Raw genomic sequence first — 24,340 nt, 5'->3', positions numbered from 1 at the left:
TTTATGATGAGCCTAATCCTGCCACAGAACCGATTCGGAACGCTCGCTCCAGGTTTGCAAATGTGCACCGTAAGTCGATTCGATCACGTTGCGCTTGATCTTCAGGGTCGGCGTCAGGAACCCGTTCTCCACTGCCCAGCTGTCCTTGACCACCACCAACTGGCCCAGGCGCTCATGTTTATCCAGCGCCTGGTTGACCTGTTCCAGCCAGCGCTCCAGGTTGGCGCGCAGGGTTTGCCGATCGAGGTCCAGCGTCGACAGCACGCATAAGCCTATCGGCGCGCCCAGGCCATCGCCGACCACGCACACCTGCTCGATGTGCGCGTGTTCGGCCAGGCGGTTTTCAATCGGCGCCGGCGCCACATATTTGCCTTTGCTGGTCTTGAAGATTTCCTTGAGCCGCCCGGTCAGGCGCAGGCGGCCGTCGGCATCCTGCTCGCCCTTGTCGCCGGTACGCAGAAAGCCGTCGGCAGTCAGGGTCTCGGCGGTTTTCTCGGGGTCCTTGAAATAGCCGAGCATGGTCGCGCCACTGCGCACCTGCACTTCGCCCGAGGCGTCGATGCGCACTTCAACCCCAGGGCACGGCAGGCCGATCCAGCCGATTGTCTGCTGGCCGGGACGACACACATGGGAGTAGCCGCAGCTCTCGGTCATGCCATACACCTCCAGCACATCCAGGCCCAGGCGCTGATACCAGCGCAGCAGTGCTTCGGGCACGGGCGCCGCACCGGACAGGGCAATGCGCAACTGATCCAGGCCGAGGCCCGCCAGCACTTTATGGCCGATGCGCTTACCGATAAATGGCAGGCGCAACAGCAGGTCGAGGCGTTTTTGCGGGATCTTGGCGTAGACGCCCAGCTGGAATTTGGTCCAGATACGTGGCACGCCAAACAACGCCGTCGGCCGCGCCCGGCGCAGGTCAGTCAGAAACGTATCGAGGCTTTGCGCGAAAAATACTGTTTGCCCGGTATAGATGGCCGCCATTTCCACAAACATCCGTTCGGCCACATGGCACAGCGGCAAGTACGACAACAAGCGGTCGCCCTCCCCCAGCCCAAATAATTCAGTGCCGCGCGTGGCCGCGAACCCCAGGGCGCCGAAGCTGTGCATCACACCCTTGGGCAAGCCGGTGGTGCCGGAGGTATAGATGATGGTCGCGAGGTCCGACGCCGCAGGCGTGGGGTTATCCTGGATCGGCGAGCAGGCCTGCAAGTCGGCCCAGCGGAAATCGAACGCGCCCACCGGGCATAGCGGCAGGCTAATGGTCGGCACCCCCTTCGGCACGCCCGGTGCCATCGCGGGCCAGTCGTCCAGCTTGCCGATAAACGCCAGCGCTGCCTCGGAGTGCGTCAGCACATGGGCGACGGAATCGGCGGTGAGGTTGGGGTAAAGGGGGACGCAGACGTGCCCGGCCATCCAGATCGCCAGGTCGGCAATGATCCAGTGCGCGCAGTTTTTCGAGATCAGGGCGATGTGCGAACCGTGGGGCAACTCGCGGGCGCGCAGCCACTGCGCGGCGCAACGGGCCTGATGGCCCACCTCGGCCCAGGACAGGCGTTGCACTTCGCCGCCGCCGACCGGCTGCACCAGGAAAGTCTGGCGCGGATGGCGCGCTTCGCGTTCAAAGAAGACCTGCAACGGCAAACGAAAAGCGACGGGCATGGGACGCGCTCCTGTGTGGTCCGATCATAGCCAACCAAGCACTTGCTTGGTTGACTATATATCACACACAAAGCCGCGATCCATCCTACGGATTCTTGACGCTGACCAGGCTCATCAGCCCCGCCAGCGGGAAATCCCCTTCCAGTTCCGCGAGGCTTGCGGTGTGCATCGGTTGCGGCTGGCGCTGATGGCCGTGTTGCAAAAAGCTGATCAGGCTGCCCACCAACGGCTGGTGGCTGACCAGCAGCACATTGTCATCCGTGTCGAGGTGTTCCAGCACCTGCAACGGATTGCCCTCGGGGGTCAGCCACGGCACCGTACGGATCTGTGGCTCAAAGCCGAGCGCCTGGTGCACCAGTTGCGCGGTCTGCTGCGCCCGCACATAGGGGCTGGCGATGATTGCGCTGATAGGCTGGCCGATCAGGTGCGCGGCGCTGCGCAACACTTCGCCGCGACCGTGCTCGGTGAGATTGCGCTCGGCATCCGTGCGGGCGTGCCCTTCGGCTTCACCGTGGCGCAGAATCCACAGCTTCACAGTTTCGGCTCTTCATCACGCACCGGGTGCGGTGCCGGCGGCACGCTGTGGGCGGCTTCGCCCTCGGGTGCGCGCGGGGTGGGCCAATCGGCGAACGGCCAGGGCTTTTGCTCGGTATGGAAGCTGCCGAAACGGCCGATCTGCGCAAGGAACTGGCTGAGGCTATCGCCAAAGTTCATCAGGCCCAGGTTGGGCGCGCCGTAGATCAAGCGGTAGATCAACTGCACCACCACCAACGCGCCGAGCAGGAACTGCGCGACTTGCCACACCAGGGCAAACACCAGCATCCACAGGATGCGCAGGACAATGGATTCGTACTTGGGCGCTGCTTTCGGATCGTTCATGACGCGTTCCTCAGTTGAAACCGCTGGTGGAAATAAAGTCGACATCGGTTTTCGGTTCGGCGCGCATCAACAGTTCGATCACCTGGTTCAAGGTACGCCCTTCAAACAGGATCGCATGCAACCCGGCAACCAACGGCATGTACACCCCGACTTCCTGGGCCTTGGCCTTGAGGACCTTGAGAGTGTTGACGCCTTCGGCCACTTCGCCCAGGCGCGTCACCGCGTCTTCCAGGCTCAAGCCCTGGCCCAGGGCGAAACCGACTTGGTAGTTGCGGCTTTTCGGCGACGAGCAGGTGACGATCAAGTCGCCCACGCCCGCCAGCCCGAGAAAGGTCATCGGGTTGGCGCCCTGGTTCACCGCAAAGCGGGTCATCTCGGCCAGGGCGCGGGTGATCAGCATGCTCTTGGTGTTTTCGCCCATGCCCAGCGCCACCGCCATGCCGGCGATGATCGCGTAGACGTTTTTCAACGCACCGCCCAACTCGACGCCAAACCGGTCGCCACTGGCGTAGACGCGGAAGGTACGCCCGTGCAACACCGCCTGCACGCGCTCGCACAGCTCTTCGTCTTCACTGGCGATGACCGTGGCGGTCAGCGCGTGTTCGGCGACTTCCCGCGCCAGGTTCGGCCCGGACAGCACGCCAATACGCGCCTGGGGAGCGATCTCGGCGAGGATTTCGCTCATCAGCATGAAGGTCTGCGCCTCGATGCCCTTGGTCAGGCTGACCAGCAGCTTGCCCGCCAGGCGCTCGGCGTGGGGCGCCAGTACCGTGCGCAACGCGCTGGACGGCAGCGCGACGAAGCACAGGTCGCAGTCCGTCAGTGTCGCCAGCAAGTCCGTCACGGGCTCGACCGCCGGGTGGATCTTGATGCCTTTAAGGTAACGGGGATTTTCGCGGTGCACCCGGATGGCTTCGGCCTGCTCGGGATCACGCATCCACTGGCGTACCACGTGGCCGTTCTCCGCCAGCAGGTTAGCCACGGCGGTGCCAAAACTTCCGCCTCCAAGGACCGCAATAGGGCGCTGTTCAGTCATATGCAATCCGTTAATCCATACCAATGGCGATGGCCGCATTATACGGGGCGACCCGCTTGCGGCCAGCCCCCGTGTCAATTCGTTCACATGTCGGAAAATGCCACACCCGTGTGAAGTAATTGCAAGTCCTACGACTGGCAAAAGGCCCGACCTCAGTTAACATGGGCGGCTATCCGTCATTATCAAGGCCGTTCCGTGTATTTGGGCCCTCCTTCCCGTTCATCAGTGTTGTGGCTGCTGCTGTGCAGCGGCGCGGCCATGGCCGACGATCTGTTCCTCGACAACCAGCCGTTGCCGCAGGTCCTGACCGCGACGCGCCTGAAGCAATCGGCGGCGGCCGTGCCGGGCAGCATGACCGTGATCGACAGCGAGTTGATCAAGGCCAGCGGCGCGCGGGACATCAGCGAGCTGCTGCGCCTGGTGCCGGGGATGATGGTCGGCTACACCACCGGCAACCAGGCGGCGGTGAACTACCACGGCACCAGCGCCAGCGATGCGCGACGCATGCAGGTGTTGATCGACGGACGCTCGGTGTACCGCGCAGGCCTGGCGACCGTGGACTGGAGCGACATTCCAGTGGCGATGGAAGACATCGAGCGCATCGAAGTATTCCGCGGCCCCAATACCGTGAGTTACGGCGCCAACGCGCTGATGGCGGTGGTCAATATCCTCACTCGCTCGCCGGCCAACAGCCAGGGCACGCGGGTCAAGGTCATCCGTGGCGAACGCGGGATCAACGACTTCTACGCCAGCCAGGGCGTGCGCTGGGACACTGGCGACTTGCGCCTGTCGCTGTCGGGGCAACAGGACGACGGCTTTGACAGCGATGCCGCCGGCGCCGACCGCCGTGACAGTCGCCGTCTCAACCGCTTCAGCCTGGCCGTGAGCCAGACGTTGAACGCGCAACAAAGCATCGACTGGCAGCTGAATGCCAAGGAAGGGACCAACCAGCGGCCCTACACCTACATGCCGGTATTCGCGGGGATTACCGAAGGTGGCGACAATTCGGACGTCACCGCCAAGGACTACGCCGGCTCCCTGCGCTGGAACTTCGATTTCAATCCCGAGCACAGCCTGTATATCCAGGGCTCTGCCCAGCAGTGGGATCGCCGGCAGATCTGGAAGGCCTGCGACGCCAAGGTCTCGTTCAGCCCGGAACTGACGCGCCTGTGGCAACTCAATCCCAACTATGCCGAGCAACTGGCACGGCACATGGACAGCTACAGCCAGGGTGTCGCCCCGCCCGGCAGCGCCGACGAGCAAGCACTGGGTAACCAGGTCCTGGACCAGTGGCGCAACGGTGCCAGCCAGAGCGTGTGCGGCGACATCAACCAGAGTACCCGTGAAAACCGCTACGACCTGGAGATCCAGGACACCCTGAGCCTGTCCGACAGCCTGCGCCTGGTCAGCGGTGTGAATTATCGCTATGACCGCGCCGACTCCGACACCTACTTCAACGGCACCCTGGACGACACCACCTGGCGCCTGTTCGGCCAGTTGGAGTGGCGTGCCAGCGAACACTGGTTGTTGCAGGGCGGCGCGATGTTCGAAGACACCCACCTCAGTGGCAGCTCGCTGACGCCACGGGTGGCGGTCAACTACCTGATCAACCCGCGCCACGGCCTGCGTGCGGTGTACTCCGAGGCGATCCGTTCGCCGGACATGTTCGAAAACAACGTCAACTGGAGCTACCGCGTCACCAACCTCAGTTCGCCGACCTACGGGCAGAATTCCGGCCAGTACTTCGTGGTGACACGCGGCCCGGGCAACCTCGACAAAGAGCTGATGCGCTCGCGGGAACTGGGCTACAACGGCTTCTTCGCCGACCTCGGGCTGAACCTCGACGTGAAGCTGTTCTACGACGAGATCACCGAGATGATCAGCTCGCCGCTGCGCAACAACCAGTTCATCGCCAGCAACGCCAACAGTTCGCGGTTTACCGGTGCCGAATCGCAGTTCGACTGGCGCATGAGCAGCGCCGACCGCCTGCGGCTGACCTATGCTTACGTCGACGCCACCACCAGCAACCCCCGGGACAAAGCCCAGACCGCGCGTAACAGCGGTTCGGCCGGCTGGCTGCGGGAATGGGGCCAGGGTTGGTCCAGCGCGCTGTTCTACTATGGCGACGACGCACTCAATCAATATCGCTTCGAACGGGTCGACCTGCGGGTGGCCAAGCGCATTGCCCTGGGCAAAGCCAACGTGGAGCTGGCCGGCATGTTGCAACAACGCCTCGATAACCAGCCCACCACCTGGGCCGACAACAATTACGACCACCGCCACGTGCTCTACTTCAGCGCCGAGTTAGAGTTCTGACATGGGCGCACAGTCAAGGATGACCCTCCTCTCAATACTCAGGCTTTGGCGGCGCGCCCTGCTGCTGGCGTGCCTGCTGCCGAGCACGCCAGCGTGGAGTGCCGACATCCTGCTCACCGCCGCCGAAGACGGTGCCGGCGTGCAGGCCTTCGTCGACGCCCTGGCCAAAGAGCGCCCGGAAGACCGCGTGACCTTCACCCCGCTCAAGGACCTGCCCGCGCCGAGCCGCCTGCCTGCGGCCACGCACCTGATCCTGCTGGACCTGGCCGGCCTCGACTGGCGCCTGCAAGACAGCCTGGGCCCTCCGACCCTGGTGCTGCGCATTAGCCGCCTGCAAGCGCGGCAACGCCTGGGCAACCATCTTCCGGCGCGGATCAGCCTGCTCTGGAGCGACCCGCCGCTAGCGCGCCAACTGCGCCTGATCACCCACATCCTGCCCCAGGCCCGGCGCATCGGCGTGCTCTACGCCGCCGACAGCGAATTCCTGCTGCAAGAGGTGCGCGAGTACGCCAAGTCCATGGGCCTGGAGGTGGTGCCACAGCTGTGGGACAACACCAACGACAGTCGCCCGCTGCAAAACCTGTTCAAGAGCAGCGACGTGCTGCTCGGCCTTGATGACCCGCAGCTGTACAACCCGAAAACCGTGAAGAACCTGCTGTTGAGCAGCTACGCCCGGCAATTGCCGCTGGTGGGGCCCAACGCCGGGTTTGTCCGCGCTGGCAGCCTGGCCAGTACCTACAGCGATCAGGCCGATTGGCTGGCGGTGCTCGACCGCCTGCTCGACCAGCCACCGGCCACCTGGCCGCGCACGCTGTACCCGGAACATTTCAAAGTCGCGGGCAACCCGCAAGTCGCACGTTCGCTGGGGCTCGAAGAGGTCGATGAACGCGACGTCGCCGCCCGGCTGGCCGCAGGAGAAAAACGCCCATGACCTTACGCCGTCGTTGGGACATCAACACCCGCACCCAACTCATCACTCTGGGCCCGGCGCTGTTGCTGACGCTGCTGTTGATCAGTTTCTTTACCTTCGTGCGGATCCAGGACCTGCGCCAGGAACTCGACCACACCGGCCAATTGATCGCCAACCAGTTGGCACCTGCCACTGAGTACGGGGTGATTTCCGGCAACAACGATGTGCTGGAAAGCCTGTTGCGCGCGACACTGGCCACGCCCCACGTGCGTTTCCTGGAGATCCAGGACAGTGCCGAAAACATCCTGGTGTACGTCGAGCAGCCGTCGGAAAGACATGACCGCTCGCTGTCGGTCAAAGTCTTCCAGGCGCCGATCCGCTTGCAGCATATCCAACTGGGCAATGACTTTTTCCAGGACAACCTCAACGAACCCAAGGCGCCGCGTGCGGATTATCTGGGCCGGGTGATCGTCGGCATGTCCAACGATGCGTTCAGCCAGCGCCAGCAGGAAATCCTGCTCAAGGCCGGCATCCTGGCGATGTTTGCCCTGCTATTCACCTTTCTGCTGGCACGCCGTCTGGCGGCGAGCCTGTCGCAGCCGATCAGCGCCATGGGCAATGCGGTCAAGGCAATCCAGCAAGGCGACTACAAAACGCCGCTGCCGATTGTCGATGACTCGGAATTGGGCGACCTGTCGCGGCATATCAACAACCTGGCCGAAGGCCTCAACCAGGCCAGCCGCGAGCAGCACCAGGCCATGGCGCAGTTGATCCAGACCCGTGAGGAAGCGGAGCGGGCGAACAACGCCAAGTCGGATTTCCTCGCAATGATGAGCCATGAGCTGCGCACGCCGATGAACGGCGTGCTGGGCATGTTGCAGCTGCTGGAAACCACCGAGATGACCGAGGAGCAGACCGAGTACGCGGCACTGGCGTCCGAATCCACCGAACATCTGCTCAAGGTGATCAACGATATTCTCGACTTCTCGCGTATCGAACGTGCCGCCCTGGAGCTGGAGCATATTCCGTTCAACCTGGCAGACCTGATCAACAGCTGCGCCCAGTCCTTCCAGCACAGCGCCCAGCAACGCGGGCTGACCTTGGAGCTGCCGATTCCGGCGGGGATCGAGGCGCTGCAGGTACAGGGCGATCCGACGCGAATCCGGCAGATCCTGGTGAACCTGATCGGCAACGCACTGAAATTCACCGAACACGGCACGGTGACCATCGAGCCCCAGTGGCAGGTCCTCGATCACGAGCTGTTGTGGTTTACCTGCACCGTGCGCGACAGCGGCATCGGCATTTCGGCCGAGCGCCTGGAGCTGATGTTCGATGCGTTCCAGCAGGCCGACAGTTCCATTTCAAGACGTTACGGCGGCACCGGCCTGGGCCTGCCGATCGCCCGCACCCTGGCCGAACGCATGGGCGGCACCTTGCGGGCGCAGAGCGAAGAAGGCCGTGGTTCGGTGTTTACCCTGGAAATCCCGTTGGCCATCGACCAGCAATACCTGCCGAAGATTGCCCATGACAGCGAAGGTAAAAACAGTGCCGGTGATGGCCGCCATGTGCTGCTGGTGGAAGACAACCCGGTCAACCGCACCGTGGTCGAAGCCATGCTGCGCAGCCTGGGCTTTGAAGTGAGCCTGGCCATCGATGGCGCCGAGGCGATCCGCAGTGCCGAGAGCCTGATTTTCACCGCGATCCTGATGGACTGCCGACTGCCGTTGGTCGACGGCTACGAGGCGACCCGGCAAATCCGTCAACTGCCGGGCTGCGCCGACCTGCCGATCATCGCCCTGACCGCCAACGCCTTGCAGGGCGACCGCGAAGCGTGCCTCGCCGCCGGAATGAACGATTACCTGGCCAAGCCATTCAAACGCACGGATTTGCAGCAAATTCTGCAGCGCTGGGTGCAATAGCGCCGCGCCATCAGCCAACTCCGACTGGCGTGAAAGACGAAAGTGCGGCAGTCTTAGGCACCCAAACGGACCGATAAACAGGCCCGGTTTAAAATTTCAGTGAACAAGTGTACATTCAGTGCCTTGCCGCTGTGACTTTCACTACAACGCAATAGTCTATGTGTAGGCTGCCGGTATGAAGCGTAACGCTTCAGTCGGTTCGGGAAGATCTACCCTACCCTGCCGCATGGGATTATTGAGGAGCTCGCATGACCAAACAAAACGCCTTTACCCGGGAAGACCTGCTGCGCTGCAGTCGCGGTGAGCTGTTCGGCCCAGGTAACGCGCAACTGCCCGCCCCGAACATGCTGATGGTGGATCGCATCACCCATATCAGCGAAGAGGGTGGCAAGTACGGCAAAGGTGAATTGGTCGCCGAGCTGGATATCACCCCGGACCTGTGGTTCTTCGCCTGCCATTTCGAAGGCGATCCTGTAATGCCAGGCTGCCTGGGCCTCGACGCCATGTGGCAGCTGGTCGGCTTCTTCCTTGGCTGGCAGGGTCTGCCGGGCCGCGGTCGCGCCCTGGGTTCGGGCGAAGTGAAGTTCTTTGGCCAGGTCCTGCCGACCGCCAAGAAAGTCACCTACAACATTCAAATCAAGCGCGTCCTCAAGGGCAAGCTGAACCTGGCCATCGCCGATGGTTCGGTGAGCGTCGACGGTCGCGAGATCTATACTGCCGAAGGCCTTCGGGTCGGCGTATTCACTTCCACTGACAACTTTTAAGGGTTATCCGCATGCGCCGCGTCGTTATCACTGGTCTGGGCATCGTTTCTTGCCTGGGCAATGACAAAGAGACCGTCACCGCTAACCTGCGTGCAAGTCGCCCTGGCATCCGCTTCAACCCGGAATATGCCGAAATGGGTCTGCGTAGCCAGGTTTCCGGCTCCATCGACCTGCCCCTCGAAGAACTGATCGATCGCAAGATCTATCGCTTCGTCGGCCACGCTGCCGCCTACGCCTACCTGGCCATGAAAGACGCCATCGCCGACTCCGGCCTGAGCGAAGACCAGGTTTCCAACGTACGCACCGGCCTGATCGCAGGTTCCGGCGGCGCATCGACCCTGAACCAGATGGAAGCGCTGGACATCCTGCGCGAAAAAGGCGTGAAGCGCGTTGGCCCGTACCGTGTCACACGGACCATGGGCAGCACCGTTTCGGCCTGTCTGGCCACGCCGTTCCAGATCAAGGGCGTGAACTACTCGATCTCCTCCGCGTGCGCCACCAGTGCTCACTGCATCGGTACTGCCGTTGAGCAGATCCAGTTGGGCAAGCAGGACATCGTATTCGCCGGCGGCGGTGAAGAAGAGCATTGGAGCCAATCGTTCCTGTTCGACGCCATGGGCGCCCTGTCCACCCAGTACAACGAAACCCCAGAGAAGGCCTCCCGCGCCTACGACGCCAAGCGTGACGGTTTCGTCATTGCCGGCGGTGGCGGCATGGTAGTGGTCGAGGAGCTGGAACACGCCCTGGCCCGTGGCGCGAAGATCTACGCGGAAATCGTCGGTTACGGCGCCACTTCCGACGGCTACGACATGGTTGCCCCAAGCGGTGAAGGCGCCATCCGTTGCATGCAGATGGCCATGTCCACCGTGGATACCCCAATCGACTACCTGAACACCCACGGCACTTCGACCCCGGTCGGCGACGCCAAGGAAATGGAAGGCGTGCGCGCGGTATTCGGTGACAAGGCCCCGGCCATCAGCTCCACCAAGAGCCTGTCCGGCCACTCCTTGGGCGCCGCCGGCGTTCACGAAGCGATCTACTGCCTGCTGATGATGGAAGGCAACTTCATGGCGGGTTCGGCCAACATCGACGAGCTGGACCCAGCCGTTGCTGATATGCCGATCCTGACCAAGACCCGTGAAAACGCAAAAATCGACACCGTGATGAGCAACAGCTTCGGCTTCGGTGGCACTAACGCCACCCTGGTGCTGAAACGCTGGCAGGGCAAGTAAGGCCTGTAGCTTGATTGCATGAAAAAGCCCCGACTGGTTCGGGGCTTTTTCATGGGGGTATGAAATCCATGTGGCAAGAGCGCCTGCTGCAATTGCGCGAATCTGGCTAAGACGAAAACGCGATATACACCCCTAACACAATCGCGGCGAAAGTGATTGTAGAAAACATGGAACACCCGAACGCCGCCATGCTCTATAACTGCATGACCTTCATCCTGCCCCCTTGTGAGGTTCGCCATGCCTGTTACCGTCAATACGCTCAACCACGACAACTTTCGCCACAGCCTGAACATCGACAACCACGAGCTGTTCACCGACCTGCCCAAGAGCCTGGGCGGCGATGACTCGGCGCCCTCCCCCCACGACTACTTCGACGCCGCCCTGGCCTCGTGCAAGGCATTGACGGTCAAGCTCTATGCGCAAAAGAAAGACATCCCGCTCACCGGCGTGACCGTGGAAGTCACCCACGACGCAACTGAAGAGCAGAAAGGCAAATACAAGCTCAACGTCAAGCTGACCCTCAAGGGCGTGCTCACCGACGCCCAGCGCGATGAACTGCACCGCGTGGCCGACCGCTGCCCGGTGCACAAGCTGATGACGACGGCCGAGATCAGCATCGACACGCAATTGTCCGAAGGCGCGTTCAGCCAGTAACAGCAACATCCTCCCGAGCGGGTTATGCTCAACGGCATCCAACCCGCTCAGACTGGGATGCACCATGACCACCCTTACCGTGATCCGCCCTCGCCCCGAAGATGTCGAAGGCCAGCCGATCCTGCGCCCGCTGCCATCGCGTGAATGCCGCAGTGTCGGGCCCTTCGTGTTTTTCGACCATATGCTGCGCACCCAATACGCACCGGGCAGCGGCATGAATATCCGCCAGCACCCGCACATCGGCCTGTCGACCCTCACCTACCTGTTCGAAGGCGCCTTGCAGCACAAGGACAGCCTCGGTTCGGACCAGGTGGTGCAGGCCGGCGATGTCAGCTGGATGACCGCCGGCAGCGCGATTGCCCACGTCGAACGTACCCCCGCAGCGCTCCAGGCCAGCGGTTTCAGCCTGCACGGGCTGCAAGTGTGGCTGGCCTCGCCGAGGGACCACGAAACCGGGCCGGGGCATTACAGCCACCACCCGGCGGCGAGCCTGCCGGTGAGTGACAACCTGGGGGTGCAGATCCGGCTGATCGCCGGCAATGGCTTCTGCCTGAAATCACCGGTGCCGGTGCTGTCGCCGACGCTGTATGCCGAAGTGCGGATGCAGACGGCCACGACCCTGCTGATTCCGGATGAGCATGAGGAACGCGCGGTGTACCTGCTGGCAGGCGAAGCGCAATTGGACGGTGAGACGCTGGAGGTGCACAGCCTGGCGGTGTTGCCGGCAGGCCAGGAGATGGCGTTGTTTGCCGAGACGGATTGCCACCTGGTGATATGTGGCGGCGCGCCACTGGATGGGCCGCGGCGGATCAATTGGAATTTTGTCGCGAGCGATCCGGCGGTTATCGAGCAGGCGCGGCAGCGTTGGGCGGCGGGGGATTGGCCGACGGTGCCCGGTGAAACAGACAGGATAGAGTTGCCGGTGAGATAGCCATCGCGGGGCCCCACTCCCACATTTTGATGTGTGAATACATTCAAATGTGGGAGCAGGCTTGCCTGCGATGAGGCCAGCACAGGCGCTGAACAATCAGCCCTGGAACACTTCATCCAACAAATCATGCATCGACTTGAACGCCCGCTTGGCGGTCTTCGCGTCATACATCATCTTGCCCGGCACGTTCGCATGCGGATCGGTGAAGGAATGCACCGCACCGCCGTAGCTCAGCAATTGCCAATCTACACCGGCTGCGTTCATTTCCTCTTCGAACGCGGGCAGTTGCTCTCTCGGCACCAATGGATCGGACGCACCGTGCAGCACCAGCACTGAACCCTGGATGTGCTTGGCGCCTGCCGGGTTCTGGGTGTCGAGAGTGCCGTGGAACGACACGGCAGCCTTCAACGGCGCTCCGGTACGCGCCAGTTCCAGCGCACAGAAACCGCCAAAGCAGAAACCAAAGGTCGCCAGCTTCGAGGTATCCACCTCGGCCTGGCCCTGCAGTTGCGCAAAGGCCGCCTGCAAGCGTTTGATCAGCGCCGGGTTGTCTTGCTTGAGCGGCATCATCGCCGCACCGGCTTCATCGCCATTCGAAGGGCGCACGGTTTGCCCATACAGGTCGGCGATCAGCACCACGTAGCCTTTGCTGGCCACGCTCTTGGCGATCTCCTCGGCACCCGCACTCACCCCCATCCAGTTCGGCGCCATCAACAGGCCCGGCAGCGAACCCTTGTGGCTGGCATCGAACGCCAGGCGGCTTTCGTAGGACTGGCCATCAATCTGATAGACCACGGAACGCACAGTGACTTGGCTCATCATTTACTCCAGTTGAGGTGCACTAGAACGAAAAAGCCCGCCGAAGCGGGCTTTTCTACAACGGTGTCAGACCGACAGTTCAACCAACAGCTTGTTCAGGCGGCGCACATAGGCGGCCGGATCTTTCAAGCTGTCGCCAGCGGCCAGGGCCGCCTGGTCGAAGAGGATGTGCGACAGGTCGCCAAACCGCTCTTCGTTCTGCTCGCCGTCGAGTTTCTCGATCAGCGGGTGAGCCGGGTTGAATTCGAAGATCGGCTTGGAATCCGGAACCTTCTGACCGCTGGCTTCAAGGATCTGACGCATCTGCAGGCCCAGATCCTGCTCGCCGATGGCCAGGATCGCCGGGGAGTCGGTCAGCCGGTGGGAAACCCGCACTTCACTGACCGCATCGCCCAGGGACGCCTTGATACGCTCAACCAGGCCTTCTTTGGCCTTGGCGACTTCTTCGGCTTCTTTCTTCTCTTCTTCGGAGTCCAGGTTCCCCAGGTTCAGGTCACCACGAGCCACGTCGACGAAAGACTTGCCGTCGAACTCGCTGAGGTAGCTCATCAGCCACTCATCGATACGATCGGTCAGCAGCAGCACTTCGATGCCTTTCTTGCGGAAGACTTCCAGGTGCGGGCTGTCCTTGACTGCTTCGTACTTCTCGCCGGTCAAGTAGTAGATCTTGTCCTGACCTTCCTTGGCGCGTGCCAGGTACTCGGCCAGGGACACCACCTGCTCGCCGTCGTCGCCCTGAGTGGAAGCAAAACGCAACAGGCCGGCGATTTTTTCTTTGTTGGCGAAATCTTCAGCCGGGCCTTCTTTCATGACCTGGCCGAAGTTTTTCCAGAAGCTTTTGTATTGCTCAGGCTCGTTCTTCGCCAGTTTTTCCAGCATGTCGAGCACGCGCTTGGTCAGCGCCGACTTCATGGAGTCAATGATCGGGTCTTTCTGCAGGATTTCCCGCGATACGTTCAGCGACAGGTCATTGGAGTCGACCACGCCTTTGATAAAGCGCAGGTACAGCGGCAGGAAGGATTCCGCCTGGTCCATCACGAACACGCGCTGCACGTAGAGCTTGAGGCCTTTGGGCGCTTCGCGCTGGTACAGGTCGAACGGCGCACGGGTCGGCACGTAGAGCAGCGAACTGTATTCCAGCTTGCCTTCGACCTTGTTGTGGCTCCAGCTCAGCGGGTTTTCGTAGTCGTGAGCGATGTGTTTGTAGAACTCCTGATATTCCTCGTCCTTGATCTCGGTACGCGGACGGGTCCACAGGGCGCTGGCGCGGTTAACGGTTTCCCATTCCTGCTCAGGCTGTTCCTCGCCTTCGACGGCAGCCTTTTCTTTCGGCAGCTCGATCGGCAGAGGGATGTGGTCGGAGTACTTCTTGATGATGTTGCGCAGACGGTAACCGTCGGCGAACTCATCTTCACCAGACTTCAAGTGCAGCACGATGCGGGTACCGCGGTCGGCCTTTTCGATAGTGGCGATCTCAAATTCGCCCTCACCCTTGGACGACCAGTGCACGCCTTCGCTGGCAGCGAGGCCGGCACGACGGCTGAATACTTCAACTTTGTCGGCAACGATAAAGGCCGAGTAGAAGCCCACGCCGAACTGGCCGATCAGGTGCGAATCCTTCTTCTGGTCACCCGACAGGTTCTTCATGAAATCAGCAGTGCCGGATTTGGCGATGGTACCCAGATGGGTAATCGCGTCTTCACGGCTCATGCCGATACCGTTGTCTTCGAGGGTGACGGTGTTGGCGTCCTTGTCGAAGCTCACGCGGATTTTCAGTTCGGCGCCACCTTCCAGCAACTCAGGCTTGGACAGGGCTTCGAAACGTAATTTGTCGACGGCGTCAGAGGCGTTCGAGATCAATTCGCGAAGGAAAATTTCCTTGTTGGAATACAGCGAATGGATCATGAGGTGCAGCAGCTGCTTCACCTCGGTCTGGAAGCCCAGGGTTTCCTTTTGAGTTTCCACACTCATGGTCATCAAACTCCAATTGGATGGCAGTGGCCGCGCCCTTGAGGGTTGGCGGCGGGTTGTCATCAAAGTTGGGGGCTAAGACAGGGATTTCAAGGGCGGCTCGCTTCCTCGATTTTGAAATGCGCACGGGCAGTGGCAATCGGTTCCGCCGCGGTGCTCTGCCACGCAGTGATCGCGACATTCGCCACCCGTCGGCCCTGACGCCACACCTGGCATTTGGCGTAAGTGTCGCGAAACTGGCCCGCGCGCAGGTAATCCAGGGAGAAATCGATGATTTTCGGCAACCCCGGCGCGCCGGTGAACACCAGCAGGTGCAGCGCCGCCGACAACTCCATGAAGCCTGCAATTACGCCGCCGTGGAGCGCCGGTAATATGGGGTTACCAATATTGTCCTTACTGGCCGGCAAGCGAAACAGCAACTCATCGCCCAAACGGGTGCATTCGATGCCGATCAGTCTGGCGTAGGGGATCTGCTCCAGCAGCGCTGCATAGTTGCCGCGTGCGTGGGCCTGTTCCAGGCGGGTCTTGAATCGATGGGTCATGCCTGTGCTCCCTGGATGGTGCTGCCCAATCCTTGTGTGCCTTTAAGCCGCTTGCCCATACGCATGAACGTGCCCACCACATGGGCGATGGGTTGCTGCGGGTCATCCTGATAGGCGAAGCCGCGGGTAAAGATCACGTCGGTGGTGACCCGGTAGCATTGGGCGAAGCCGTACACCGGCTTGTGGGGTTCGGCGGGATGCATGTAGTCGATGCGCAGGTCGAGGGTTGGACACACCTCGAACTCCGGCAGGACGCACAGGGTCGCCATGCCGCAAGCGGTGTCCATCAAGGAGGTCAAGGCGCCGCCGTGGATCACGCCGGTGTGCGGGTCGCCGACCAGGTGCGGGGCATACGGCATGTGCAGCGTAATACCCTCCCCGCTGGCCCCATGGGCGGTAATGCCCAGCACCTGGCAATGGCGCAAGGCCGATACAAAGCGCGCCGCGCGCTCTAACAAAGGGTTTTCGGTCATTCGTTCGAGACTCTTATTAGTGTTGATCGAGGCTATCGGTGGCGCTGGAAAAAGTTCCTTTAAGTCAGTGGTTTATATATCTGTGAAACAAAAGGAACTAATGCTGGAGCCCCATGCTCGAAAGGCCAGTAGATATCTTCAATAAGGAGAAACAACCCATGCGCAAGACTTTAGCTATTTCCATGATGCTGGCCGCTGCCCTCGGTCTGGCTGCCTGCGACAAAAAATCCGAAGACAAAGCCCAAGACGCTGCTGCACATTCCGAGCAAGCTCAGAAAGACATGTCGAAGGCTCAGGATAAAGTGAACGACGCTGCGAAAGAAAACGCCGAAGCTGCCAAAGCTCAGGCTGAATCGAACGCCGCCGCCGCAAAAGAAGCAGCACCTGCTACTCCAGCCACCGGTTCTTGAGACCGCGGTTTGAAATAGCCTGACTGCAAAAAGAAAGCCCGCTTAGATTGCGGGCTTTTTTGCGGCTGCTGTTTGAGCTGAAACGTTAATCAAGCCAGCTCTTTAACCGCCTCCGGCTGTGCCGTATCGGTCGGAGTAAACACCATCACTTGCAGTACGTCGGAATGAAACTCCCGGCGATACAGCACCAGCACCACCCCGCTGCTCATCAGCATGAACAACCAGGGGCTGACAAACCACGCCAGCATGGTCATGCCGAAGTAGTAAGAGCGCAGGCCAAAGTTGAATTGGTTGGCTGCCATGGAAATCACGCGGGCCGCTCGCAGGGCGAACGCCTGACGCTCCTGCTCGGACACGTGCCGCTCACCGATCATCGGCGCAGACCCCACCAGCACTGCCGCAAAGTTGTACTGGCGCATGCACCAGCTAAAGGTGAAGAAGGCGTAGACGAACACCAGTGCCAGGCACAGCAACTTGATTTCCGACATACCCTGGGACGCCTGCTGCACCATCGGAATGTCCGCCAACAGCGACACCGCCCGCTCCGAGGCGCCCAGCACCGTGAGAATACCGGCGAGGATGATCAAGGTGCTGGAAGCGAAGAACGAGGCGTTACGTTCCAGGTTGCCGATCACGCTGGCGTCGGCGATGCGGTTGTCGCGCATCAGCATGCGGCGCATCCAGTCTTCGCGATACAGATGCAGCACACTGGCCAGGCAGGCCGTGTCCCGGGCCTTCCAGGTGGCATAGCGGGTGTAGCCACCCCAGCACAAGGCGAACCAGAAGGCGGCAAGCAGGTGGATCTGATTGGTTTCGATGAACGACATGCGGGCCCCTATGACGAGCGCGATCAGTGTGGGAGCTGGTTTGCCTGCGATGGCGCCTACTCAGTCACTGTTGTGCCAACTGACAGTCCGCTATCGCAGGCAAGCCAGCTCCCACACTGACCGCGTTTCAACTTGAATTTTTCTTAACCTGTTCGACGTTAGCCCAGGCGAAAAGACACTGCCTGACACTCAAAAAAAATGCCCCGTATCGATTGATACGGGGCATTTCGGTAGAGCATTTAGGCGATCAAGCGATCGCTTCGCTGCGCTTGCCGAGCAGAAGATCAACCCCAAACGCCACTATCAGGGTCAATGCCGACGGCACCAGCCACGCCAGGCCCTGCTCGCTCAGCGGCAGGTGCGCCAATTGCGACGGCATCCAGTCGGCCAGACCAGCGCCTTTGAGCGCATCGATGCAGCCAAAGATGAACGACACCAGCATCACCGGCCCCACGATACGGCCCTGCTCCTGCCAGAAATCTTTGCAGAAGCTCAACGCCACCAGCACGATGCACGGCGGGTAGATTGCCGTCAGTACCGGGATCGAGAACGCGATCAGCTTGGTCAGGCCCAGGTTGGACACGAACAGCGAGAACAGCGCCAGAATCACCACCAGCGTCTTGTAGGACAGCGGCAGGATACGGCTGAAGTACTCGGCGCAGGCACAGGTCAGGCCTACAGCTGTCACCAGGCAAGCCAGGGAGATCAGCACCGCCAGGAAGCCGCTGCCCAGGGAACCAAAGGTGTGTTGCACGTAAGCGTGGAGCACCGCTGCGCCGTTACTGGCACCGGCGGCAACGGCATGGCTGCCCGAGCCCAGGCGGAACAGGCTGAAGTACACCAGGGCCAGGCCCACGCCGGCAATCAAGCCCGCAATGATGGCGTAACGGGTGATGAGCTTCGGCGACTCGACGCCACGGGAGCGGATGGCATTGACAATCACGATGCCAAACACCAGGGCGCCCAGGGTATCCATGGTCAGGTAGCCCTGGATAAAGCCTTGGGAAAACGGTGCAGCGACATATTCGGGGGTAGCGACGCCCACGTCACCGGCCGGCAAGGCAAACGCGGCAATGCCGAGCACGGCCAGCGCGATGATCTTCAGCGGTGCCAGGAAACGCCCAACGGTGTCCAGCAAACGCCCCGGATACAGGGAAACGAAGAACACCACCAGGAAGTACACCGAGCTGTAGAGCAACAGTGCCAGCGGGCTTTCACCAGTCAGCGGCGCCAGGCCCACTTCAAAGGACACGGTCGCGGTACGCGGGGTGGCGAACAGCGGCCCTACCGCCAGATACGCCGCCGCCGCGAGCAGGCCACCGGCGATCTTGCCGATCGGGCTGCTCAACGCGTCCATACCGCCGCCGACCTTGGCCAGGGCGATCACGGTAACCACCGGCAAACCCACTGCGGTGATGAGGAAGCCCAGCGCTGCCATCCAGACATGAGGCCCGGACTGCAAACCTACGATAGGCGGGAAGATGATGTTGCCGGCGCCCACGAACAGGGCAAAGGTCATAAAGCCCAGCGCCAGGACATCCTGGCTTTTCAACACTTTCATTTCGGGAAATACCACACTACTGAATCGGAATTTAGAGAGGGATTCCCTGTGGATGAGGGAACTACTGTCGACCCTGATGGGGGTCGACCGGTCTAGCGCGGGGCTTCCTTTTGGGAGGCACACGCATAAAGAGGCGGCTAGGGTACAGAATTTGGCTGACAAGCGCACTGTTGCGGGGCGCACTGTCCGATAAGCGACATCCAAATGTCGCGTTTTCATACTTAACCTGGCAGACCAACCCAATGTGTGTGTGGGCTTGCTCGCGAATGCGGTGTATCAGTCAACTTATCTGAATCTGACACTCCGCATTTGCGAGCAAGCCCGCTCCCACATTTTTGATCTTCACCAGATCCAGAATGCACAAAGGCCACCCGAAGGTGGCCTTTGTGTTGGTGAAGCGTCAGTTAAGCGCGAGGCTTACTTGACAGCCCAACCGGTCAGCTCGGCCAGGGCCTTGCCGATGTCTGCCAGCGAACGCACGGTTTTAACGCCTGCGTCTTGCAGCGCAGCGAATTTCTCGTCTGCAGTGCCTTTGCCGCCAGAGATGATTGCGCCAGCATGGCCCATGCGCTTGCCAGCAGGGGCAGTCACACCAGCGATGTAGGAAACAACCGGCTTGGTCACGTGTGCCTTGATGTAGGCAGCCGCTTCTTCTTCAGCCGAACCGCCGATCTCACCGATCATCACGATCGCTTCGGTCTTCGGGTCTTCCTGGAACAGTTTCAGGATGTCGATGAAGTTCGAGCCTGGGATCGGGTCACCGCCGATGCCGACGCAAGTCGACTGACCGAAACCGGCGTCAGTGGTCTGCTTGACCGCTTCGTAGGTCAGGGTGCCGGAACGGGAAACGATACCGACTTTACCTGGCAAGTGAATGTGACCTGGCATGATGCCGATCTTGCATTCGCCTGGAGTGATCACGCCTGGGCAGTTAGGGCCGATCAGGGTAACACCCAGCTCGTCGCACTTAACTTTAGCGTCCAGCATGTCCAGGGTAGGAATGCCTTCGGTGATGCACACGATCAGCTTGATGCCGCCGAATGCTGCTTCCAGGATCGAGTCCTTGCAGAAAGGAGCTGGAACGTAGATCACGCTGGCAGTGGCGCCAGTGGCAGCTACAGCATCTTTCACGGTGTTGAACACTGGCAGACCCAGGTGTTCGGTGCCGCCTTTACCAGGAGTTACACCACCAACCATCTTGGTGCCGTATTCGATGGCTTGCTGGGTGTGGAAACTACCTTGGGAACCGGTAATACCCTGGCAGATAACTTTGGTGTCTTTATTGATCAGGACGCTCATTATTTGCCCTCCGCAGCTTTGACAACTTGTTGAGCAGCGTCGGTCAGGCTGGTAGCCGCGATGATGTTCAAACCGCTTTCTGCCAGTACTTTAGCGCCCAGTTCAGCGTTGTTGCCTTCAAGGCGAACAACAACCGGGATTTTAACGCCGACTTCTTTCACTGCACCGATGATGCCTTCGGCAATCATGTCGCAACGAACGATGCCGCCGAAGATGTTGACCAGTACTGCAGCGACGTTGGAGTCGGACAGGATGATCTTGAAAGCTTCGGTTACGCGTTCTTTGGTAGCACCACCGCCCACGTCGAGGAAGTTGGCTGGTTTGCCGCCATGCAGGTTGACGATGTCCATGGTACCCATGGCCAGGCCAGCACCGTTGACCATGCAACCGATGTTACCTTCCAGGGCTACGTAGTTCAGTTCGAACTTGGCAGCGTGCGCTTCGCGCGGATCGTCTTGCGACGGATCGTGGAAAGTCTTCAGCTTAGGCTGACGGTACATGGCGTTGGCGTCGATGTTGATCTTGGCATCGAGGCAATGCAGATCGCCGTCGGCCTTGATCACCAGCGGGTTCACTTCCAGCAGGGCCAGATCGTGATCCTGGAACAGTTTGGCCAGACCAACGAAGATCTTGGCGAACTGGGCAACTTGCTTGCCTTCCAGGCCCAACTGGAAAGCCAGCTCGCGACCCTGGAATGGCTGAGCGCCAACCAGTGGATCGATAGTGGCTTTCAGAATTTTTTCTGGGGTTTCGTGAGCGATCTTCTCGATGTCCACGCCACCTTCGGTGGAAGCCATGAACACGATGCGACGGCTCGAACGGTCAACGACAGCGCCCAGGTACAGCTCTTTAGCGATATCAGTGCACGATTCAACCAGGATCTTGGTGACTGGCTGGCCATTGGCATCAGTCTGGTAAGTCACCAGACGCTTGCCCAGCCACTGCTGTGCGAAGGCCTTGGCGTCTTCTTTGCTGCGAACCAGCTTAACGCCGCCCGCTTTACCGCGACCACCAGCGTGGACCTGGGCTTTGACAACCCACTCGGTACCACCGATTTTGTCGCAAGCTTCTGCTGCTGCTTCCGGGGTGTCTACTGCGTAGCCCTTGGATACTGGCAGGCCGTATTCAGCGAACAGCTGCTTACCCTGATACTCGTGAAGATTCATGCTTTTTACCGTCTTCGTTAGGTACTGCGCATTCGGCGCTGCGCTCATTATGAGTGCCGCGCCACCTGTGACTGCTGCTTGCGCAACTTGCGGGGCTCAAGGCCCGTAAAGCTGCGCAAGGCTGCGTCCAGCGGATATTCCGCGGTGAGTCTTGCGCACAAGGCTCACGACGGGCAACTCCGCCGTGGTTTCTTATTATCTCGCTTAGCGCTTCTTGCGGTTGGCGATGTGGATGGCGCCGCCATTCACTGCCAACGCTGCTTCGTGCAATGCTTCGGACAGGGTCGGATGGGAGAAGACCATCATGCCCAGGTCCTCGGCACTGGTGCCGAATTCCATACCGATTGCGCCTTGCTGAACCAGTTCTGCAGCGCTTGGGCCAATCACGTGGACGCCCAATACGCGGTCAGTCTTGGCATCAGCGATGACTTTGACAAAACCACCGGTGTCGTTCGCTGCCATGGCACGGCCAGAAGCGGCAAACGGGAAGGTGCCGACGTTAACTTCAACGCCTTCAGCTTTCAACTGCTGTTCGTTCTTGCCGACCCATGCGATTTCCGGGTGGGTGTAGATAACCGAAGGGATCAGGTCGTAGTTCATCTGGGTCTTGTGGCCCTTGATGCGCTCGACAACCATGATGCCTTCTTCGGAAGCCTTGTGCGCCAGCATCATGCCGCGAACCACGTCACCGATGGCGTAGACGCCCGGCACGGTGGTGGCGCAGTGATCGTCAACGTGCACGTAGCCGCGCTCGTCGAGGGTCACGCCGCTGTCGGCTGCCAGCAGGTCGGTGGTCACTGGACGGCGACCCACGGCTACGATCAGCTTGTCGAAAGTGATGGTTTTTTCGCCATCCTTGTCGGTGTAGTTGACAACAACTTCTTCACCGTTGACTTTCGAACCGGTCACGCGAGCGCCCAGCTTGATGTCCAGACCTTGTTTGGTCAGGGTTTTCAGCGCTTCTTTGGACACGGCGGTGTCGGCAGCCAGCAGGAACGTGTCCAGGGCTTCCAGCACAGTCACTTCGGCACCCAGGCGGGACCATACCGAACCCAGTTCCAGGCCGATCACGCCAGCGCCGATCACGCCCAGACGCTTGGGAACAGCCTGGAATTCCAGGGCGCCTGTCGAATCAACGATCACGTTGTTGTCGACTGGAGCCGGTGGAATGTCGATTGGGCGCGAACCTGGAGCCAGGATCACGTTTTCGGCTTCGATGATCTCGGTCGAGCCGTCTGGCTTGGTGATTTCAACTTTCTTGCCGGCCAGCAGCTTGCCGTGGCCTTGCAGGGAAGTGACGCCGTTGGCCTTGAACAAGGTCGCAACGCCGGAAGTCAGGCCTTTAACGATGTTGGCTTTACGGCCGACCATTGCTGGTACGTCCATGGTCACGCCAGCATGGTTGATGCCGTGGATCGCGAAGCCGTCTTGGGCTTCGTGGAATTTCCAGGAGCTGTCCAGCAGCGCCTTGGAAGGAATGCAACCGACGTTCAGGCAAGTACCGCCCAGTGCCAGTTTGCCTTCCTTGTCGGTGTATTTTTCGATGCAAGCAGTCGAGAGGCCCAGTTGTGCGGCCTTGATGGCGGCAACATAGCCGCCAGGACCTGCACCAATCACTACAACGTCAAATTTCTGCGACATGAAAATAGATCCTCTATTTAGCGACAAGCTTTAAGCGTCAAGCTGCAAGCCAAGCTGCTTTTTCCTGCAGCTTGCAGCTCGCAACTTGACGCTGCTTATATCAGATATCCAGCAGCAGACGAGCCGGGTCTTCCAGCAGGTTCTTGATGGTCACCAGGAAAGTCACGGCTTCTTTACCATCGATCAGGCGGTGATCGTAAGACAGTGCCAGGTACATCATCGGGCGGATCACGACTTGGCCGTTGATGGCCATCGGACGCTGGATGATGTTGTGCATGCCCAGGATCGCAGCTTGTGGCGGGTTGACGATCGGGGTCGACATCATCGAACCGAAGGTACCACCGTTGGTGATGGTGAACGTACCGCCGGTCATCTCGTCGATGGTCAGCTTGCCGTCACGGGCTTTCTTGCCGAAGGTGGCGATGCCGCCTTCGATTTCAGCCAGGCTCATCAGTTCGGCGTTACGCAGGACCGGCACCACCAGGCCACGGTCGCTGGACACCGCAACGCCGACGTCTGCGTAGCCATGGTAAACGATGTCGTTGCCGTCGATGGAAGCGTTGACAGCCGGGAAGCGTTTCAGCGCTTCGGTGGCCGCTTTCACGAAGAACGACATGAAGCCCAGGCGCACGCCGTTGTGGGACTTCTCGAACAGATCCTTGTACTTCGAACGCAGGGCCATGACTTCGGTCATGTCGACTTCGTTGAAAGTGGTCAGCATCGCCATGTTCGACTGGGCTTCAACCAGGCGCTTGGCCACGGTGGCACGCACACGGGTCATCGGTACGCGCTTCTCGGTGCGGTCGCCGGCAGCGAACACAGGGGCAGCGGCAGCCGGAGCAGCAGCCTTGGCAGGCGCGGCAGCTGGAGCGTTTTTCTTGGCTTCAACAGCAGCAACCACGTCTTCCTTGGTCACACGGCCGTCTTTACCGGTGCCTTTGATGGAAGCCAGGTTGATGCCGTTTTCTTCAGCCAGTTGACGCGCAGCTGGAGCAGCGATCGGGTCTTCAGCGCCAGCAGCCGGGGCGGCAGCAGGTGCCGAAGCAGCTGGCGCAGCGGCAGCAGGAGCAGCGGCAGCAGCGCTGCCCTCTTCGATCGAACCCAGTACCTGGTTCGACAGAACGGTAGCGCCTTCTTCAGCCACGATTGCGCCCAATACGCCGTCAGCCTCGGCCAACACTTCCAGAACAACTTTGTCGGTCTCGATGTCGACGATCAGGTCGTCACGCTTTACAGCGTCGCCTGGTTTCTTGTGCCAGGTGGCAACGGTGCCATCGGCAACCGATTCCGGGAATGACGGGGCTTTGATTTCGATAGCCATTATCTGT

At 60.6% G+C, this 24,340-nt stretch carries 22 protein-coding genes; 8 read left to right on the top strand and 14 right to left on the bottom strand.

The window, feature by feature from the left end; all coding sequences use genetic code 11:
- Window positions 1–12: 12 nt before the first annotated feature.
- The 4 genes from AC3ISR_RS09300 to AC3ISR_RS09285 form a co-directional block, all read right to left on the bottom strand.
- A complete protein-coding gene (locus AC3ISR_RS09300) occupies window positions 13–1,662 on the bottom strand; it encodes an AMP-binding protein (protein WP_489324702.1) in 1,650 nt (549 codons plus the stop codon).
- An 85-nt stretch (window positions 1,663–1,747) separates the two neighbouring features.
- A complete protein-coding gene (gene sixA, locus AC3ISR_RS09295) occupies window positions 1,748–2,197 on the bottom strand; it encodes a phosphohistidine phosphatase SixA (RefSeq protein WP_489324701.1) in 450 nt (149 codons plus the stop codon).
- Entirely contained in the window at window positions 2,194–2,541 is a 348-nt protein-coding gene (locus tag AC3ISR_RS09290) for a DUF4389 domain-containing protein (protein WP_192298839.1), read from the bottom strand. The genes sixA and AC3ISR_RS09290 overlap by 4 nt, the downstream gene beginning before the upstream one ends.
- A 10-nt stretch (window positions 2,542–2,551) precedes the next feature.
- Entirely contained in the window at window positions 2,552–3,577 is a 1,026-nt protein-coding gene (locus AC3ISR_RS09285; protein WP_192298838.1) for an NAD(P)H-dependent glycerol-3-phosphate dehydrogenase, read from the bottom strand.
- Between the two features lie 195 nt (window positions 3,578–3,772).
- On the opposite strand from AC3ISR_RS09285, the gene AC3ISR_RS09280 reads away from it, so the two are divergent.
- The 7 genes from AC3ISR_RS09280 to AC3ISR_RS09250 all read left to right on the top strand — a co-directional run bounded on the left by AC3ISR_RS09280 (window position 3,773) and on the right by AC3ISR_RS09250 (window position 12,303).
- A complete protein-coding gene (locus AC3ISR_RS09280) occupies window positions 3,773–5,893 on the top strand; it encodes a TonB-dependent receptor plug domain-containing protein (protein ID WP_463984309.1) in 2,121 nt (706 codons plus the stop codon).
- Window position 5,894: 1 nt separating this feature from the next.
- On the top strand, window positions 5,895–6,824 hold the full coding sequence (locus AC3ISR_RS09275) for an ABC transporter substrate-binding protein (RefSeq protein WP_489324700.1): 930 nt from the start codon (window positions 5,895–5,897) through the stop codon (window positions 6,822–6,824).
- Window positions 6,821–8,722, top strand: coding sequence for an ATP-binding protein (locus tag AC3ISR_RS09270; RefSeq protein ID WP_192298836.1), 1,902 nt, complete (start codon window positions 6,821–6,823; stop codon window positions 8,720–8,722). The genes AC3ISR_RS09275 and AC3ISR_RS09270 overlap by 4 nt, the downstream gene beginning before the upstream one ends.
- 248 nt (window positions 8,723–8,970) lie before the next feature.
- Window positions 8,971–9,486, top strand: a complete 516-nt coding sequence (gene fabA / locus AC3ISR_RS09265; protein WP_010211704.1) for a 3-hydroxyacyl-[acyl-carrier-protein] dehydratase FabA — start codon at window positions 8,971–8,973, stop codon at window positions 9,484–9,486.
- 11 nt (window positions 9,487–9,497) lie between these two features.
- Entirely contained in the window at window positions 9,498–10,718 is a 1,221-nt protein-coding gene (fabB, locus tag AC3ISR_RS09260) for a beta-ketoacyl-ACP synthase I (protein ID WP_192298835.1), read from the top strand.
- A gap of 237 nt (window positions 10,719–10,955) precedes the next feature.
- A complete protein-coding gene (locus AC3ISR_RS09255) occupies window positions 10,956–11,372 on the top strand; it encodes an OsmC family protein (protein ID WP_192298834.1) in 417 nt (138 codons plus the stop codon).
- A gap of 64 nt (window positions 11,373–11,436) precedes the next feature.
- A complete protein-coding gene (locus AC3ISR_RS09250) occupies window positions 11,437–12,303 on the top strand; it encodes a pirin family protein (protein ID WP_192298833.1) in 867 nt (288 codons plus the stop codon).
- Between the two features lie 96 nt (window positions 12,304–12,399).
- Here AC3ISR_RS09250 and AC3ISR_RS09245 read toward each other — a convergent pair whose 3' ends face one another.
- The 4 genes from AC3ISR_RS09245 to AC3ISR_RS09230 form a co-directional block, all read right to left on the bottom strand.
- Window positions 12,400–13,122 (bottom strand): dienelactone hydrolase family protein, encoded by a 723-nt coding sequence (locus tag AC3ISR_RS09245; protein ID WP_463984310.1) that lies wholly within the window; start codon window positions 13,120–13,122, stop codon window positions 12,400–12,402.
- Between the two features lie 66 nt (window positions 13,123–13,188).
- Complete coding sequence (gene htpG / locus AC3ISR_RS09240) at window positions 13,189–15,093, bottom strand: molecular chaperone HtpG (protein ID WP_192298831.1); 1,905 nt, start codon at window positions 15,091–15,093, stop codon at window positions 13,189–13,191.
- A gap of 89 nt (window positions 15,094–15,182) precedes the next feature.
- A complete protein-coding gene (locus tag AC3ISR_RS09235; RefSeq protein ID WP_192298830.1) occupies window positions 15,183–15,635 on the bottom strand; it encodes a PaaI family thioesterase in 453 nt (150 codons plus the stop codon).
- The gene (locus tag AC3ISR_RS09230) at window positions 15,632–16,108 is read right to left on the bottom strand and encodes a PaaI family thioesterase (RefSeq protein ID WP_463984311.1); all 477 of its coding nucleotides are present in this window, start codon (window positions 16,106–16,108) and stop codon (window positions 15,632–15,634) included. The genes AC3ISR_RS09235 and AC3ISR_RS09230 overlap by 4 nt, the downstream gene beginning before the upstream one ends.
- 158 nt (window positions 16,109–16,266) lie before the next feature.
- Between AC3ISR_RS09230 and AC3ISR_RS09225 the strand changes: the two genes are divergently transcribed.
- Entirely contained in the window at window positions 16,267–16,518 is a 252-nt protein-coding gene (locus AC3ISR_RS09225) for a hypothetical protein (protein WP_192298828.1), read from the top strand.
- Window positions 16,519–16,607: 89 nt separating this feature from the next.
- On the opposite strand, the gene AC3ISR_RS09220 is transcribed toward AC3ISR_RS09225, so the two are convergent.
- The 6 genes from AC3ISR_RS09220 to odhB form a co-directional block, all read right to left on the bottom strand.
- Window positions 16,608–17,345: a DUF599 domain-containing protein gene (locus tag AC3ISR_RS09220; protein ID WP_192298827.1), complete on the bottom strand. Its 738-nt coding sequence runs from the start codon at window positions 17,343–17,345 to the stop codon at window positions 16,608–16,610.
- A 247-nt stretch (window positions 17,346–17,592) separates the two neighbouring features.
- Window positions 17,593–18,906, bottom strand: a complete 1,314-nt coding sequence (brnQ, locus tag AC3ISR_RS09215; RefSeq protein WP_192298826.1) for a branched-chain amino acid transport system II carrier protein — start codon at window positions 18,904–18,906, stop codon at window positions 17,593–17,595.
- A 417-nt stretch (window positions 18,907–19,323) separates the two neighbouring features.
- Window positions 19,324–20,205 (bottom strand): succinate--CoA ligase subunit alpha, encoded by an 882-nt coding sequence (gene sucD / locus AC3ISR_RS09210; RefSeq protein WP_071496227.1) that lies wholly within the window; start codon window positions 20,203–20,205, stop codon window positions 19,324–19,326.
- Window positions 20,205–21,371 (bottom strand): ADP-forming succinate--CoA ligase subunit beta, encoded by a 1,167-nt coding sequence (gene sucC / locus AC3ISR_RS09205; protein WP_003233235.1) that lies wholly within the window; start codon window positions 21,369–21,371, stop codon window positions 20,205–20,207. Before sucC ends, sucD begins: the two co-directional genes overlap by 1 nt.
- A gap of 204 nt (window positions 21,372–21,575) precedes the next feature.
- A complete protein-coding gene (gene lpdA / locus AC3ISR_RS09200) occupies window positions 21,576–23,012 on the bottom strand; it encodes a dihydrolipoyl dehydrogenase (RefSeq protein WP_463984312.1) in 1,437 nt (478 codons plus the stop codon).
- 100 nt (window positions 23,013–23,112) lie between these two features.
- Window positions 23,113–24,333: a 2-oxoglutarate dehydrogenase complex dihydrolipoyllysine-residue succinyltransferase gene (odhB, locus tag AC3ISR_RS09195; protein WP_192298824.1), complete on the bottom strand. Its 1,221-nt coding sequence runs from the start codon at window positions 24,331–24,333 to the stop codon at window positions 23,113–23,115.
- Between the last annotated feature and the right edge of the window lie 7 nt (window positions 24,334–24,340).

Source organism: Pseudomonas sp. GL_117 (genome assembly GCF_057835125.1).
The sequence above is the reverse complement of the archived record's forward strand: the minus strand, read 5'-3'. Positions and strand labels throughout refer to the sequence as shown.